Raw genomic sequence first — 16,400 nt, forward strand, 5'->3', positions numbered from 1 at the left:
ACACCGCGGAGAACCCGAACGCGATGTGGGACAGCAGCGCGTACCTCACCTTCATCGACGAGGCCTTCGAGCAGTTCCTGGATGCCGATGCCCAGCAGCTGATCATCGACTTACGCGACAACCCAGGCGGCGACAGCTCCTTCAGCGATCCCATGCTGGCCTGGATCGCCGATCGGCCCTTTCGCTTCTGCTCGGCCTTCCTGATTCGCTCGAGCGACGAGGCGGCGGCGTCCAACCAAGCGCGCCTCGATGCCAGCCCGGATGCCACGGAGGGTGTCTCGGCCCAGTTCGCTCGCGACTACGCCAAGACGCCGCGTGGTGAACGCTTCGCCTTCGACATCCCTTGGGCGCAGCCCCGGGAGGGCAGACGCTTCGAGGGCGAGGTGGTCGTGCTCATCAATCGCCATTCCTACTCCAACGCCGTAAACGTCGCTGCCACGGTGCAGGACTACGGCTTCGCCGTGATCGCCGGGGAGAAGACCTCGGACATGGCCACCACCTACGGCGCGATGGAGCAGTTCACCCTGGCGCACACGGGCCTGACGGTGGGCTTCCCCAAAGCACACATCATCCGGCCGTCGGGAGACACGCGGGTCGACGGGGTGACGCCGGATTGGGAGATCCCCACGCCGATCGCGCCCACGGCGAGCGACGTGGTGCTGGAACAGCTGTTGGCAAGGTTGAAGCGCTAGAAGACCGACGCTGGGGTGAGGTCGACTACCATGAGCACGATGAACGCTCCTGTGCCCGTCAGCCTCACCCCGATCGGCGTCGTCCGCTCCCCGTTCCGTGAGAAGTTCGGGGTGCCGCGCCAGGCTGGCCTCGCTCCCGCCGCCGAAGCTCGGGTGGAGCTCTACCCACCCTACGACGAGGACGCGACGGTGGCGGGCCTGGAGGCCTTCTCGCATCTGTGGCTCATCTTCCATTTCCACCACACCGAGGCCCAGGGATGGCGAGCGACGGTACGGCCGCCGCGCCTGGGAGGAAATGCCAAGGTGGGCGTGTACGCCAGTCGCTCGCCCTTTCGCCCCAATCCTCTCGGGTTATCCGCCGTGGAGCTGCTCGGGATCGAGCGCCAGGGAGGACGCCTGAGTCTGCGGATCGCGGGCGCGGACCTCGTCGATGGCACACCCGTCTTCGACATCAAGCCCTACCTGACCTACGCCGATAGCCTGCCGGACGCCCGCGCCGGCTACGCCGACGAAGCGCCGATGGCCACGTGTGAGGTGCGCTTCTCGCCCGAGGCGCAGGTGGCCCTCGCCGCGCGGCGCAGGTCCTACCCGCAGCTGGAGCAGCTGATCGTGCAGGTGCTGCAGGCAGACCCGCGTCCCGCCTATCGGGGCAGCGCAGCGCAAGCGCGCCGCTACGGCATGCGCCTGCTCGACTTCGACCTGCGCTGGCGCGTAGAGGAGGACGGCGTGGTGGTGGAAGCGCTGGCGGACCTCGATGGCCCGGCGTCTTAGGTCACCATAATCCCTCATCGCCTGGCGACGGTGTAAGGCTGGCGCAAGTGTTGGTAGAGTGCGCGACTCATCGGGCGTAGGGATATTCGATGCACATCTTGATTGGACTGCTCAGCAGCCTCGTGACCATCCTGTGGTTGCTCGACCGCTTAGGTATCGATCTCGGCGGCTTGAATCCGTGGGCCTGGCGCCGCCGGCGCCACTGGCGCAAGAAGTACACGGCAAATCCCGTGTTCTCCATCGACAGCCCGATGCAGACCACCGCCTTGCTCGTGGTCGCCACGGCGAAGGCCGACGGCGACATGAGCGCGCAGGAGAAGCAGGCGATTCAGGCCATGTTCGAGTCGACCTTCCAACTCTCGCCCAAGGACGCCTCGGGCCTGTTCCTCGCCAGCTCCCACCTGCTCGGCACGGGCGAGGAGGTGCGGGCACAGCTCAAGCGGGTGATCGACCCCAGCCGTGACAAGTTCACCGATGAGCAGGCGCGCTCGGCCGTGGAGTTGCTCGAGCAGATCGCGGCCCTCGGCGGCGGCGCCAGCGAACTGCAGCGCGACTTCGTGGGCGAAGCCCGCGCGCTGTTGGTGCGAGAGTCGCCGCAGCCCGGCGCCTGGCAGTAGCCGGCGACGTCCAACGACGCGGTGTCCTCATCGCCCCTTCGCATTCTGTGAAACGCAGGAGCAGTGAGACGGTTTCCGCTATTCTTTCGCACTCGACAGGACACTAGGCCCCTCGGCAGTTGCGGTTGCCAGGAGCGGCTCGCGGTGGGCGCCACGGGAGGCCTCCCACCGTGCCCTGATTGTGCGCACAAGCCAGGCCCGGAGCGGCCAGCGGAGAGGCTTATCAATGCGAATTCAGCACCTTAGTGGCGTCGGCATCCTGCTGGCGGCGCTCGCGATCACCACGGCGTGCAGCCCCAGCGCAGACGATGCGCGGACGGTCGGCGCCGACGACGGAGCCGATGCGATGACGGTCGATGTTGCCGACGATAACCCCTTCTTTGCCCCCAGCCCGCTCTACCTGCTCTACCCGCCGTTCGATGCGATTGGCAACGAGCACTACATGCCGGCTTTCGAGCGCGGCATGGCGGAGCATCTGGAGGAGATCACCGCCATCACCTCCCAGGAGACCCTGCCCACCTTCGACAACACGATCGTGCCCCTGGAGCGCGCGGGGCAGTTGCTCGACCGCGTGAGCACCGTGTTCTTCTCCCTCAACTCCGCCCACACCAACGACGGCATGCGCGAGATCGAGGGCGAGATCGCGCCGCTCCTGTCGGGGCACACGGACGAGATCCGCCTGAACGGCGAACTCTTCGCCCGCGTGCGCAGCGTGTACGAGCAGCGTGAGGCGGAGGATCTGTCCCCCGAGGCGTTGCGACTGGTCGAGGAAACCTACGCCGACTTCGTGCGCGCCGGCGCCCAGCTCAGCGACGCCGACAAGGCTCGCCTGCGTGAGATCAACACGGAGATCGCCGAGATCCAGACGGCCTTCCGCCAGAACGTCATGGAGGAGGTGAACGAGCTCGCCGTGGTGGTGGACAGCGCTGACGAACTCGCCGGGCTCACCGAGGCGCAGGTGGCAGCTGCGGCCAGCGATGCGGACAAGCGCGGCCTCGAGGGCAAGTTCGTGGTGCCGCTGCTGAACACCACCCAGCAGCCCACGGTGGCCCAGCTCGACAATCGCGACCTGCGCGAGCGCATGACCAAGATCTCCATGTCTCGCGGTCATCGCGGCACGCAGTTCGACAACACGCAAGAGCTGGCCAAGGTGGCACGCCTGCGCGCCGAGCGCGCGCAGCTCCTCGGCTTCGATTCCCATGCGGCCTACGCCTTGGACAACCAAACCGCCAAGACCGTCGACGCTGTCAACGAACGCCTCGCGCAACTGATCACCCCGGCCGTGGCCAATGCGCGCGCCGAGGCCGCCGATCTGCAAGCCATGATCGACGCCGAAGGCGGTGACTTCGAACTCGCCGCCTGGGATTGGGACTACTACGCGGACAAGGTGCGTGCCGAACGCTACGCCTTCGATGCCTCCCAGCTGCGCCCCTACCTCGAGCTCGACAGCGTGTTGCGCAACGGGGTGTTCTTCGCCGCGCAGAAGGTGTTCGGCCTCACCTTCGAGGAGCGTAAGGATCTGCCGGTGTACCACGAGACCGTTCGCGTCTTCGAGGTGTTCGAGGAAGACGGCAGCACCTTAGGCATCTTCATCTTCGATCCCTACGCCCGCGCCAGCAAACGTGGCGGCGCGTGGATGAACGCCTACGTCTCCCAGAGCCACATGCTGGGCACCTTGCCCGTGGTGGCCAACCATCTGAACGTCACCCGCCCGCCTGAAGGGCAGCCCACGCTGCTCACCTTCGACGAGGTGGTCACGGCGTTCCACGAGTTCGGCCACGCACTGCACGGCTTGTTCTCCAACGTCACCTTCCCGAGCTTCTCCGGCACCAATGTGCCGCGCGACTTCGTGGAGTATCCCTCGCAGGTGAACGAGATGTGGGCGATCTGGCCCGAGGTGCTGCGCAACTACGCGCGCCACTACGAGACCGGTGAGCCCATGCCCAGCGAACTGCTCGACAAGGTGCTGGCCTCCTCCAAGTTCAACCAGGGCTACGCGACCACGGAGTACCTGGCCGCCTCGCTCATCGATCAGGCCCTGCACCAGCTCACGCCGGAGCAAGTGCCGGCGCCCGAGGAGCTGATGGCCTTCGAGGCCAAGGCCCTGGCCGATGCCGGTGCGGACTTCGCTCCGGTGCCGCCACGCTACCGCTATCCGTACTTCTCGCACATCATCGGCGGCTATTCCGCCGGCTACTACTCCTACATCTGGTCCGAGGTGCTCGACGCGGACACGGTGGAGTGGTTCAAGGAGAACGGGGGCATGACTCGCGAGAACGGTGATCGCTTCCGCGAGGCCTTGCTCTCGCGCGGGGGATCGAAGGAGGCGATGAGCTTGTTCCGCGATTTCCGCGGTCGCGATCCGGATACGCAGCCGTTGCTCGAACGTCGCGGCCTGACCGCCGGGCGCTGACCGACCACCGGGTGCCCTGGGCTCCAGTACAGTCCCAGCGGCGCCTAACGATGTTGTTGCTACCTCAAGGATGAACACCATGAACACCGAACGCACGGATGCGAAGACCCGGAGCATCGCACTGCTCGGCGCCCTGCTGGCGTCGAGTCTTCTTCCCGCAGCGGTCCACGCCCAGGCCGAAGTCGATGGCTTGTCGGCGCGGATCATCGGCATCGACTCGCGCACGATCGCTTGCCGCAACATCGACACGGGCCAGACCGTGAGCGGCTCACTGCCGGATGTGGCCCTCGACGAGTCCTTCGATTGCGCCTCGCTCGGGCTGACGTTTGAGGTCGGCGATTTGGTGATCCTGCAGATCGACGGCGTCAATTTCGGCGGGCCGGCCCTCAATGGGGAGTCGACGGGCCTGGCCGAGGGCGCGTTCGTGTCCTGCGAGAACCTCCTCACCGCCGAAGAGGCGACCGTGCGAGTGCTCGACGGCGTCTGGGACTGCCAGAACGCGGGACTCGCGCTCGAGCCGACGGACCCGGTGCTCGTGCGCATCCAGGGCCTCGTCGCGGACCAGGGTGAGCCGCCGCCGCCCGTCGAGTCCCTCACGCTCACGGTTGGAGGGGTCGATACGCGCACCGTCGTGTGCCGTAACAACACCGATCCGCAGGTGCTGACGGGCGCCCTGCCCGACGTGCTGATCGGCGAGACGCTCGACTGCCTGGCCCTCGGTCTCACCGTGACCGCGGGCGACGAGGTGGCGATGCAGAGCAACGCGCGTAACTTCGGCGCCAACCTTTTCGCCGACTTCACGGGAATCACGACTAACGTGGCGGCTAGGTGTGAAAACCGAACCACGGGTCAATCCGTTTCCTTCGCCGTGGCCGATGGAGAGACCAGCTTCGACTGCTTGGCCCAGGGCCTCGAGATCAGCAACGCCGACGACGTGTCGGTGACGGTTCGCGGCAACGCGCCGTAGCCACTCCTAGCGTGGGGCCGGCAGTGCGTTGGTGCGCGCCGCCGGCCCACGCTGACGCCGCGCGCGGCGGTAGGAGTCCACCCCGAGGGCGGCTCCTGGCGATTGCGGTGCTGTGGGATGCTAGGCTGCACTTAGCATCAGCGATGAGGAGCGGACATGGCCGCCGCCGTAGCAAATTCGATCACCCTCGAGCTCTTGGACAAGGCCGTCACCCTCGGTCGAGCCGCTGCCCGCGACGGCCGCCCCGCCAGCTATATTCCAGAGCTTGCGCGTGCCGACCCCGCGTCCGTCGGCATCGCCGTCTGCGATACGAACGGCGAGGTGCTCACCGCGGGCGACGCCCACGTTCCCTTCACCCTGCAGAGCGTCTCCAAGGTGTTCGCTCTGGCCTGCGTCCTGCGCTCCCACGACGACGAGCTCTGGCAGCACGTCTCGATGGAACCGAGCGGCGATGCCTTTCACTCGATCGTGCGCCTGGAAGAGGAGAACGGCCGCCCGCGCAACCCGCTGATCAACGCCGGCGCCATCGTGGTCAGCGATCGCTTGCACGGCGAAGGCCCCGTCGAGCGCATCGCGGGCTTTCGCGAGTTTCTCTGCGCCGCATCGGGCAAGCCTTGCACTGACGAGCGTTTCGCCCTCAACGAGCGTGTCTATCAGTCCGAGTGCCGCACGGGGTTTCGCAACCGGGCCTTGGCCAACTACATGCGCCACTACGCGGTGGTGTCCGACCCGGAGACGGCGATCGACACCTACTTCCGCCAGTGCTCCCTGGAGGTGAGCGCCGCGGAGCTGTCCCGCGTGGGGCTCATGTTGACGGCGGGGGGCATCGACCCGGCGACGGGTCGCCGACTCCTCGCCTCGACGGCGAGTCGCAAGGTGGTGGCCTTGATGGCCACCTGCGGTCTTTACGATGAGGTGGGGCGCTTTGCCGTGGAGGTGGGGTTGCCCGCCAAAAGCGGCGTGAGCGGTGCCATCCTGGCGATCGTGCCGGGGCGCTACAGCGTCGCCTGCTTCGGCCCGGCCCTGGGCGCGCGGGGTAATAGCCTGGCGGGGATCGAGATGCTGAGGGTGCTGTCGGGGGAGCTCGGTCTGTCGCTGTACGGGGAGTAGGGTGGGCTCGCGGGGATGAACCGAGGCGTAGGCGGGTGGCGCGCGGTGGCCGACTATCTGTCGGGACGTTCGCGCCGTCTGCGGGAGTGTCGTGAGCGGTGGGGCGTCCCCCAGCCGGAGCGCTATCGCGATTTTGCCGCCATCGCCGCCTACCATCGTCTCACCAGCGATACGTCAGCGTCGTTGAGCGATAAGACGTGGCACGACCTCGACATGGACGCGCTCTACTCGCGCATCGAGAACAGCGTGACGCCGATCGGTCGCCAGTACCTCTACAGGCGCCTGCGCACGACGGCCACCGATCAGGCATCGCTGGATAGTCAATCGCAGGTGACTGAGGCGCTCCGCCAGCGGACCGATCTCCGCGAGACCCTCCAGTATCACCTACTCGCCCTGACGCGACCCACCGCGGACTCGCTCACCACACTGCTCTTCGATCGCCCACCCAACGCCGCCGTGAGTGCGCTGCTCGTCTTCAGCCTCTCGGTGCTGTCCCTGGTCGCCATCGTGCTCACGGTGGTGCACCCGGTGTGGTTTCCGCTCCTGCTGGCGCTGCTCACGGTCAACTTCGTGATCACCGAGAAGTACTCTCATGGCCTCTACGCCTACTCGCAGGGGCTGTCCAACCTGGTCACCCTGCTGAGCGTGGGCTTGCGCCTTGGGCGCGTGCCGGGCGCGGACGACCTCCCGCCGCTGCAAGCGCTACGATCGCAGCGTGCAACGATTCGTGCGCTACGGCAAAAGTTCCGCCTGCTGGCCTTCGTGCGCGCGGGCACCAACGACCTCGTCAACACCCTATCGTTCTACCTCAACGTGCTGTGCCTATTGGATCTGGTGGTATTCCTCGGCTCTATCCGCAACCTCAACCGGCATCGTGAGGCGCTCGTCGTCGTGTTCGAAGAGGTGGCTTCCGTCGATGCGGCCCTCTCCGTCGGCTCCTACCTGGAAAGCGTTCGTGCCTGGTGTCGCCCAGTGCTCGCTCGCGATGCGGGATTGCGGTTGGAGGACGCCTACCACCCGCTGCTCCAAGACCCGAAGGTCAACAGTATTCACGTGCTGGACGAGTCCGTGTTGGTCACCGGCACCAACATGGCCGGCAAGACCACCTTCATCAAGACCGTGGGCGTCAACGTGCTCTTGGGGCAGACCATCGGCATCTGCCACGCGAGGGCGGCTGGCTTCGAACGTTATTCGGTTCATGCGTCGATCCGCCGCCAGGACTCGCTGGCCCAAGGCAAGAGCTACTACCTGGTGGAGATCGAGGAAATCCTTGCCTTTCTTCAGCCGCGTGAAGCGGGGCGGCCGCGGCCGCTGCTGCTCATCGACGAGATCTTCCGCGGCACCAACACGATCGAGCGGATCGCCGCCTCGGCCACCGTGCTGAGGGCGCTCGCGAGCACCAACACCGTGTTCGTGACCACGCACGATGTCGAGCTGCAGGGCCTGCTGGCGAACTACCGGATGTGCCACTTTCGCGAGACCCCCGATCTCGATCAGATCTTCGACTACCAGCTACGCGAGGGGCCCTCCGATGCGCGCAACGCCATCAAGCTGCTCGGCTTGCTGGGCTACCCTCGCGAGCTCGTCGATCAAGCGCAGGATCTCGCGGGGCAGCTCGATGCGCGTAAGCTGGAGCTGACAGAGGGGCCGCCGCGGACCCCCACACCCAAACCGTAGGAGCGTCTATGAACGAGAAGATCAACTACATCGAGTTCGCCTCGTGCGATCTTGCCGCCACCCGGGCCTTCTTCGAGCAGGCCTTCGGCTGGACCTTCGAGGCCTACGGTGAGGACTACCTGGCGTTCTCGAGCAGCGGACTGGATGGGGGATGCTTCCGCGCTGAGCGGGTGAGCACCGCCGCCGAAGCGGGGGCCCCGCTCGTGGTGCTTTTCGGCGAGGATCTCGATGACGTGCTGGCGAGGGTGGAGCGCAGCGGCGGCGCGATCGTGCGTGCCCCCTTCGCGTTTCCCGGCGGGCGTCGTTTCCACTTCCGCGAGCCCGGAGGCAACGAACTCGCCGTGTGGAGCGACCGCGACTAGACCGGCAGGGGAGAAAACATGGCGAATTGTCCGAAGTGTAAGCACCGCGTGTTGCTACCCACCGTGTTGACCGCGGGGCTCAGTGCGCGCGGGTGCAAGGGGTGTCGCGGCGCCATGGTAGACCTCGTGGCCTACCGGGCGTGGTCCGATCACCAGGGGATCGATGCCGTGCGCACAGAGGGGGGCGCCGATATCGCCGTCGACGACACGGCGAAGGCGGTGCTCTGCCCCAACTGCGATAAGCTCATGCTCAAGTTTCGTGTCTCACCGGACACGGAAAATCGGTTGGACTACTGCGCGGGTTGCGATGCGGCCTGGCTCGATGGCGGGGAGTGGCAGCAGCTGGAGCACATGGGTCTCAGGGCCAACCTCGGCTCCGTGTTCAGCGAGCCGTGGCAGCGCCGCGTGCGCGAGGGTGAGGTCTCGCGCATGCAGGCAGCCACCCTGAGGGAGCGCTTTGGCGAACGCCACGATTACCTCATCGCGTTCAAGCGATGGCTGCAGACGCAACCCGATCGCCACGAGATCGTGGGCTGGCTGGCGACGCCTGACGACGGCTAGCTGATCGGGTCGCTCAGTCGCGCCCCCTGATCACTCGCCAGCGCACTCGCGCAGCAATGTCTCCACGGCATCGTCGTCGATCTTGCCGAGCTGCACGAGCAACCCCAGGAAGTCCCAGGTCTCGTGGCTTCGCACCAGGATCTCGTTGCGCACTTCCACGATGCCGTTGCCTTCGAAGGCGAACGGCTTGCCCTGGTAGCTGCCCTGGACGCGTGCGCGGAAGGCGACGCGGTGGTCCACCGAGAGGGTGTCGACGACGTGTACACGCATGTCGGGAAAGGCTTGTAGGAAGGTACGCCACACCTCCTTGAATTCCGCGCGCCCGATCGGCGCCTGCCCGCGCACGCCGAACACCTGTGCGGTCTCGGCCATGAGTTCATCGATGAGATGCTCTGCGCGAGCCGCACCCCACACTTCATCGAACCAACGTAACAAGATCTCAGCGTTCGGCATGTCGGCGTCTCCGTTCCGCTTTTGTCGTTGTCCACCCGGCAACCTTCGATGTCGCAGGCAGGGTCGAAGTCTGAGTGTATCGGAGTTCTTAGGCGAATGGTGCCAGGGGTGCCGCGTCGCCGCCGAGTTTAGATTTGGCGGAGGACTCACGGGGGGCGCCTCGCTACTGTCCGGGTTTCGTCGAATCGCGTGCACGTTCACGCCCAGTTACGGAGCGGTACCTTCCATGGCGATCCTAAGACTCTGCCTCGCCCTCGCCCTGGCGTCCTTTCCACTGCTCGCGGGAGCGTCGGGCAGCTACGGCCGACCACCGGTGGACTCGGTGTACGACGGCGTGGCCCAGGCGGACCCCATCTACGAGCTCGGCAAGGCCGTCTTCAACGGCAAGTTGCGCGACTACGGGCGCATCAAGTTCTGCGTGGGCGATCCCGGTGCAAGCGCTGGTGACCGCGTGAACCGAAAGACCCTGAAGCCCTTCCGCGGCGCGGTGCCGGGAACCCTGGCCTCGCAGTTGCACGACTGCGACTCGCCTGAGGTGGGCGCTTCCGAACTGTTGGCGAGGAGTGATCTGGTCGCGATGCTCCACTACCTGGATGTGCGCTACCGACTCAAGCTCAAGCGCTGAGGTCGTCCACAGGTCGGCGCCGTCGAACCACGGCAGCCACGAGTATGGGCACGAACGCCAAGGCAAGGCCCCAGACCGGTTGCTGATAGGGCGCCAGGTGTTCGGTGCCGAGCTGCAATCCAGTGGCGTAGGCGAAGAGAATTGTAAGTGATCCCGCCCACGCCCACGCGCTCGGGTAGATCACGGCGAAGGCCAACGGGAACACGTAGTACCACGGGTTGAAAACGGGCGAGGCGAGGAGCAGCGCCAGGAACAGTACGTCGCCGCGCGGAACCTTCAGCGGTTGCTGGCGATGATAGTCTGCGACGAAGAAATACCAGGCGCACAAGGCACCGAGGCCTAGGACGGCCACGACCTTGATCGTGGAGATCGGCACGTAGTCGTAGAGCAGGTAGTAGATCGGCGCGTTGAAGAGCCAGTTCCCCGCCCCCATGGCCCCCAGCGCCTGCGCCATCCCGCCCGCGTTCCCGAGCGGTAGGTGGAGCAACACCACCCCGGCAAGGAACACGGCCCACGCCCGCCAGTGCCAGCGCAGCAGCAGGGGTACTAGCAGGAGGGCGAACACCTTGGCCGACACGGCCACGGCAAGGGCGAGGGCCGCGCCGTAGAGACGTTGTTGACGCCAAAGGAGCGTGGCGCCGACCAGGCCGGCGACGCTCAGGATGTCCGGGTGGGCGGTGAAGCTGAACTCCTTGAGCACCAGGGGGCTGAAGCCGTAGAGCACGAGCGGGGCGAGGCCGGCGACGCGTGCGAGGAGCACGATCACGAGCATGTCCACGGCGGCGAACATCACCTGCAGCACGGTGACGTTGCCGGGGTCGATCCAGTACGCCAAGGCGAAAGCGTACTGGTTGACGGGGCCGTAGATCGTCGGAATCTCCGGATGATTGATCTGGTCCAGCACTTCGCTCCAGAGCGGATCGTCCTCGGTGTCGAAGGCGGCCGCGGGGGGCGGGCCGTAGGGGCTGCCTTGCTCGACGGTTTGGCGGCCGTCCCAGAGGTAGCGGAAGTAGTCATCCTCGTAGATGGGCGCGCCGAGCACGCTCACCAGGCGCAGAGCGACACACCAGAGCAGCACGTGCCGGAGGACGATGCGCCCCGATCCCTGCGTGACGGCGAAGCACGCGAGCAGTGAGCAGGCGAAGACGAAGGCGCACAGGGCGCCGAAGGTGCTGAGGGCCATCGGCAGCGGTTGCCTGGATTGCCAGGCCAGCATGGCCACGGCCAGGCACGAGGCGGCGCCGCACCCGTGGAACAGGCGTACGGCGGCGGCGCTCGACAGGCGCAGGTCCCTCATGGAGACCACGGCAGTGAAATAAGAAGGAGAGGGGGTATGCTCATGCGCGCCGCGATCCTAGTCGCCATGCTCTTGCTGGAAGCCCGAACCTGATCGCCGAACCCTACACGGCTCGAAGATCTCCGGCTCCTACCGCGACGATTTCGCCGCCGATGAACGCGCACTGCCCGCCTACCTCGCTGAGCATCATGAGACCTTGGGGGCTTCCCTTCGCACCTGTCGTCGCAGCGTACGTTACCACTACGACTGGGGCTTGAGCGGCGCAGAGTAGTTGTCACTGACAACTGAGCGACCGGGTCGCTTGTTCTGATCGGCAGTTCGGCATACGTCGATCATCCGAATCGTTGCGCGCCTTCGCGCTGCGTGGAGATCACGCACACTACGGTGCGCATCGAGCGGATGAATTCGTTACGCGCCGTGCCGTAATTTCTCACCCACAGTAACTGCTTTGCTTAGCCACGCAGGACGCTGGCGATGAGGTGAGACGCTGCGGTCTCCCACGCTGGTGGTTCTGTGCTGGCGTTCACTTGTGTGGGATCGATGCATGCGCGCCAGTTTGCCCTTGATACAGAACTCCGATTTTCCGCCGTTGCAACGGGCGCAGCTCGATACCTTGCAGATCAACGTGGGCTATCTGTGCAATCAGTCCTGCACCCACTGCCACGTCAACGCTGGCCCCACGCGCAAGGAGCAGATGACGCAGGGCACGGCGAGCCTGGTGATCGACTACCTGCGCTCCTCGAGCGTACGCACCCTGGACATCACCGGCGGTGCACCCGAGCTCAACAGTCAGTTCGAGCGCCTCGTCACGTCAGCGCGGACGTTAGGCGTGGACGTCATCGATCGCTGCAACCTCACGGTGTTGAGCGAGCCAGGGTGTGAGGGCGTGGCGGCCTTCCTGGCGGAGAACGCCGTGCGCGTGGTCGCCTCGCTCCCGTGCTACCTCGAAGACAACGTGGACCTGCAGCGCGGCACCGGCGTCTTCGCCCGCAGCATCGAGGGCATCCGCCGGCTCAACGCGCTGGGTTACGCGCAGCCCGGCACGGGCTTGACCCTCGACCTCGTCTACAACCCCCAGGGCCCGGTGCTGCCGCCGCCGCAAGCGGCCCTGGAGCAGGACTACAAGCGCGAACTGGCCAGTCGCTACGGCATCGCCTTCGACCACCTGCTCACGCTGGCCAATTTGCCGGTTGGGCGCTTCGGCAGCGTATTGCAGTCGAAGGGGCAGTTCGAGGACTACCTGCGTCTGCTCAAGGGCGCGCACCGCCAGGAGAACGCGGCGTCGGTGATGTGTCGATCCCTGATCAGCGTGGATTGGCAGGGCTACGTCTACGACTGCGACTTCAATCAGATGCTCGACCTGCCCCTGCAGGGGGATGGACTGCAACGCCCGCACGTATCCCAGCTGATGGACGTCGATCTCGCCGGACGATCGATCCGCGTGCTCGACCACTGCTACGGCTGCACGGCCGGGCAGGGCAGCAGCTGCGGCGGCGCCCTGGATGGGGCGGCGCTCGATCAACGCGTCGGCGCCTGAGGCGAGGGAGGAGCGGACGATGTTGCAGTCAATCGCGCGATACACCCACTGGCTCCACGGGCGTTGGCCGGCGGGCAAGCCGGAGAAGATGCCGTTGGTAAACCCGGACGGCACCACCAACGTGGCGGGCTTGTACGTGGTGGGGGATCTCACCGGCGTGCCCCTGTTGAAGTTCTCCTCCGACACCGGCGCGAAGGCCGTGCGCCATCTGGCGAACGCGGCCGCCTTCGCCCAGCGCAAGGCGGCGGACGGCGTGGTCGATGTGGCTATCGTCGGCGGCGGCGTCAGCGGCTACGCGGCAGCGCTGGAAGCGAAGAAGCTGGGCTTGAGCTTCGCCTTGATCGAGGCCAGCGAACCCTTCTCGACCATCGCCAACTTCCCCAAGGCGAAGCCGATCTACACCTACCCCTCGGAGCTCACCCCCGACAGCGAGCTGCGCTTCGAGGGCGATGTATCCGTGAAGGAACGCCTGCTCGCCGACTTGCAGCGCCAGGCGCAGGCCGGCGGGATCGAGCCGCTCATCGCCGAGGTCTCGCACGTGCAGCGCACGGGCCCGTGGCTGGAGGCCGTGATCCCTGACGGCGAGCGCGTGCGCGCGCATCGGGTGATCGTGGCCATCGGCCGGGCGGGCAAGTACCGCCAGCTCGACGTGCCCGGCTTTCAGTCCGATAAGGTGGCGAACCGGCTCCACGACCCCGCGGGTTACGCGGGCAAGCGGTTGCTGGTCGTCGGCGGGGGTGACAGCGCCGTGGAGGCGGCCATCGCCACGGCCGAGGCCGGCGCCGAGGTCACCCTGTCCTACCGCGGCGACGCGCTGCATCGTCCGAAGGCTGCCAACGTCGAGCAGATTCAGGCCCTGCACGAGGCCGGCAAGCTGCGCCTGGCACTCGGCACGGAACTCGCTGCCGTCGAACCCGACCAGGTGCAGCTCACCGATCGCAGCGGGGCCCGCCACGCGCATGCCAACGACTTCGTGCTGGCCATGCTTGGGCGCGAAGCTCCCCTGGACTTCTTCCGTCGCAGCGGCGTCGCCATCTCCGGCGAGAGCACGCCGCTCGGGTGGATGGCCTTCGGCGCGCTGCTGCTGTTCTGCATCGCGCTCTACGACTGGAAGGGCTACGGCTTTCTCGAGAGCGTCTGGCGCCAGGCGCCCTGGCCCTACCTCACGGATCAATGGCTGGCGGACTTGAGCGGTTGGTGGGCCGATCAGATCGTTGACCGAAGCGGCTTCCTAGGTGTCATCGCGACGTCCATGAAGGGCCGCTCCTTCTACTACACGCTGCTCTACACGAGCCTCGTGGGCTACTTCGGCTGGCGTCGCGTCCAACGGCGCAAGACGCCCTACGTGACCCGCCAGACCTGGACCCTGTTCCTGATCCAGGCCTTCCCCCTGTTCCTGTTGCCGGAGCTGTTCCTGCCCTGGATGGGCTACCAGGGGTGGTTCGATGCAGGGGCGGGACGGGTCATCGCCGATCAGCTGTTCCCAAGCTACATCTCGCTCGAAGACCTGGCCGCCCACCACTGGCCCGAGTGGGGTCACCCGCGCGCCTACTGGCATGCCTACGGCTTCATCCTCGCCTGGCCGCTCAGCGTGTGGAACGCTTTCAGCACCCACCCCATGACCGGTGGCCCCATGGTCACCTGGTTGGTGATCAGCTTCGTGCAGACCTTCGTGCTGATCCCCTGGATGGTGCTGCGTTGGGGCAAGGGCGCCTACTGCGGCTGGATCTGCTCCTGCGGCGCCCTGGCCGAGACCATGGGCGATACGCAGCGCCACAAGATGCCCCACGGCTCGGGGTGGAACCGCTTGAATATGCTGGGTCAGGTGCTGCTCGCCTTGGCCTTCGTGATGTTGGCGATGCGCATCGGCGCATGGATCGCGCCCGAGAGCTGGATGGGGCAGCAGTTCACCTGGTGGCTCGAGGGCAAGAACGGCGCCGGTACCACGGTCAATCCCGCCAGCTGGAAGTGGATCGTCGACATCCTCCTAGGCGGCATCCTGGGCGTGGGCCTGTACTTCAAGTTTTCCGGCCGCATGTGGTGCCGCTTCGCCTGTCCCCTGGCGGCCCTGATGCACATCTACGCACGCTTCAGTCGCTTCCGCATCTTCGCCGAGAAGGACAAGTGCATCAGCTGCAACGCCTGCACCAGCGTCTGCCACCAGGGCATCGACGTGATGGCCTTCGCCAACAAGGGTCTGCCGATGGAAGATCCCCAGTGCGTGCGCTGTTCGGCCTGCGTGCAGACCTGTCCGACCGGGGTGCTGCGCTTCGGGCAGATCGATCCGGTGACGCGTGAGGTGAAGGTGCTCGATAGCCTGCCCGCAAGTCCGGTGCAGATGGCGGAGCGCGCCGGCGACGGCGCCCGCGCGTCCTAGGGCCGGGCGAGTCATGTATCGCCAGCTTGTGGTTTCCGCCGTCGTGCCGGCGCTCAACGAGGAGGGCGCCATCGCGCAGGTGGTCACGGGCTTGCTCGCCCTGCGCCATGAGGGAGAGTCGGTCGTCGACCATGTCGTTGTTTGTGACAACGGATCGACGGACAAGAGCGCCTTGCGGGCGCTCGCGGTGGGGGCGCAGGTGGTCTACGCGGGCGTGCCCGGGTACGGCAATGCCTGCCTGACCGCGATCGCGGCCCTGCCGCCGAGCGACGTCGTGCTGTTCGTGGACGGGGATCGCTCCTGCGTGCCCGAGCAAGCTCTACGCTTGCTCCACGGCATCGCCGACGGGGCGGACCTCACCATCGGCTCGCGGGTGCTCGGCACCCAGGAGGCGGGTGCCCTCACCCCGGCGCAGCGCTTCGGCAACTGGCTCGCCTCGCGCCTGATCCGCCTCCTGTGGGGGGCCCGCGTAAGCGACTTGGGGCCCTATCGCGCCATTCGCCGTACCGCCCTGGCGCGCATCGCCATGCGCGATCGTGCCTTTGGTTGGACCGTCGAGATGCAGGTCAAGGCGATCCAGCACGGCTTGGACGTACGGGAGTTCCCCGTCGACAGTCTGGTGCGGATCGGCAGGTCGAAGATCAGCGGCACCGTGCGCGGCACCGTCGGCGCCGCACGGGGCATTCTCGGCACGATCTTCCACCTGCGCCTGCAGCAGCTGTTGAGGCGTCTGCCCGAGGGCGAGGTCTCGCCGGCCTCCGTGCCCAGCCCGCAGAGCTCCGGGGGCGAGGGTTGATGGATACCGCGCTACCCACCCTCGTCATCTTCTGCAAACGACCCGCCCTGCACCACGGCAAGCAGCGCCTGGCGCAATCGCTCGGCAGCGAGGCCGCCTACGACATCGCGCGGGCGATGCTCGCCTGCGCCCTGGAGGATGCGGC

15 protein-coding genes are annotated in these 16,400 nt (G+C 66.5%); 13 read left to right on the plus strand and 2 right to left on the minus strand.

What is annotated here, in order from left to right; genetic code table 11:
• The 9 genes from AAF184_20200 to AAF184_20240 all read left to right on the plus strand — a co-directional run.
• The coding region (locus AAF184_20200; GenBank protein ID MEO0424670.1) for a S41 family peptidase at window positions 1–692 on the plus strand (692 nt) is incomplete at its 5' end.
• Window positions 693–722: 30 nt separating this feature from the next.
• Window positions 723–1,463: a tRNA (N6-threonylcarbamoyladenosine(37)-N6)-methyltransferase TrmO gene (tsaA, locus tag AAF184_20205; protein ID MEO0424671.1), complete on the plus strand. Its 741-nt coding sequence runs from the start codon at window positions 723–725 to the stop codon at window positions 1,461–1,463.
• Between the two features lie 89 nt (window positions 1,464–1,552).
• Entirely contained in the window at window positions 1,553–2,080 is a 528-nt protein-coding gene (locus AAF184_20210) for a TerB family tellurite resistance protein (protein MEO0424672.1), read from the plus strand.
• 226 nt (window positions 2,081–2,306) lie between these two features.
• The gene (locus tag AAF184_20215) at window positions 2,307–4,493 is read left to right on the plus strand and encodes a M3 family metallopeptidase (protein ID MEO0424673.1); all 2,187 of its coding nucleotides are present in this window, start codon (window positions 2,307–2,309) and stop codon (window positions 4,491–4,493) included.
• A gap of 79 nt (window positions 4,494–4,572) precedes the next feature.
• Window positions 4,573–5,460 (plus strand): hypothetical protein, encoded by an 888-nt coding sequence (locus AAF184_20220; protein ID MEO0424674.1) that lies wholly within the window; start codon window positions 4,573–4,575, stop codon window positions 5,458–5,460.
• Between the two features lie 156 nt (window positions 5,461–5,616).
• Window positions 5,617–6,570 (plus strand): glutaminase A, encoded by a 954-nt coding sequence (gene glsA / locus AAF184_20225; GenBank protein ID MEO0424675.1) that lies wholly within the window; start codon window positions 5,617–5,619, stop codon window positions 6,568–6,570.
• A 15-nt stretch (window positions 6,571–6,585) separates the two neighbouring features.
• Complete coding sequence (locus tag AAF184_20230; protein ID MEO0424676.1) at window positions 6,586–8,247, plus strand: hypothetical protein; 1,662 nt, start codon at window positions 6,586–6,588, stop codon at window positions 8,245–8,247.
• Window positions 8,248–8,255: 8 nt separating this feature from the next.
• Window positions 8,256–8,609 carry a VOC family protein gene (locus AAF184_20235; protein ID MEO0424677.1) on the plus strand — a complete coding sequence of 118 codons (354 nt, stop codon included), beginning with the start codon at window positions 8,256–8,258 and terminating at the stop codon, window positions 8,607–8,609.
• 18 nt (window positions 8,610–8,627) lie between these two features.
• The gene (locus AAF184_20240; GenBank protein ID MEO0424678.1) at window positions 8,628–9,170 is read left to right on the plus strand and encodes a zf-TFIIB domain-containing protein; all 543 of its coding nucleotides are present in this window, start codon (window positions 8,628–8,630) and stop codon (window positions 9,168–9,170) included.
• 30 nt (window positions 9,171–9,200) lie between these two features.
• Here AAF184_20240 and AAF184_20245 read toward each other — a convergent pair whose 3' ends face one another.
• A complete protein-coding gene (locus AAF184_20245; protein ID MEO0424679.1) occupies window positions 9,201–9,623 on the minus strand; it encodes an ester cyclase in 423 nt (140 codons plus the stop codon).
• 226 nt (window positions 9,624–9,849) lie between these two features.
• Between AAF184_20245 and AAF184_20250 the strand changes: the two genes are divergently transcribed.
• Window positions 9,850–10,248, plus strand: a complete 399-nt coding sequence (locus tag AAF184_20250; GenBank protein ID MEO0424680.1) for a hypothetical protein — start codon at window positions 9,850–9,852, stop codon at window positions 10,246–10,248.
• On the opposite strand, the gene AAF184_20255 is transcribed toward AAF184_20250, so the two are convergent.
• Entirely contained in the window at window positions 10,238–11,545 is a 1,308-nt protein-coding gene (locus AAF184_20255) for a hypothetical protein (GenBank protein ID MEO0424681.1), read from the minus strand. The two genes, AAF184_20250 and AAF184_20255, sit on opposite strands and share 11 nt — an antisense overlap.
• Window positions 11,546–12,089: 544 nt before the next feature.
• On the opposite strand from AAF184_20255, the gene arsS reads away from it, so the two are divergent.
• From arsS to AAF184_20270, 3 genes are read left to right on the plus strand one after another with little or no spacing between them, the layout of a single operon-like run.
• Entirely contained in the window at window positions 12,090–13,082 is a 993-nt protein-coding gene (gene arsS, locus AAF184_20260; GenBank protein MEO0424682.1) for an arsenosugar biosynthesis radical SAM (seleno)protein ArsS, read from the plus strand.
• A 19-nt stretch (window positions 13,083–13,101) separates the two neighbouring features.
• The gene (locus AAF184_20265) at window positions 13,102–15,459 is read left to right on the plus strand and encodes an NAD(P)-binding domain-containing protein (GenBank protein MEO0424683.1); all 2,358 of its coding nucleotides are present in this window, start codon (window positions 13,102–13,104) and stop codon (window positions 15,457–15,459) included.
• Window positions 15,460–15,472: 13 nt separating this feature from the next.
• Window positions 15,473–16,255: a glycosyltransferase family 2 protein gene (locus tag AAF184_20270; protein MEO0424684.1), complete on the plus strand. Its 783-nt coding sequence runs from the start codon at window positions 15,473–15,475 to the stop codon at window positions 16,253–16,255.
• The last annotated feature ends 145 nt before the right edge of the window (window positions 16,256–16,400 follow it).

Source organism: Pseudomonadota bacterium (genome assembly GCA_039815145.1).
GTDB lineage: Bacteria > Pseudomonadota > Gammaproteobacteria > Steroidobacterales > JBCBZW01 > JBCBZW01.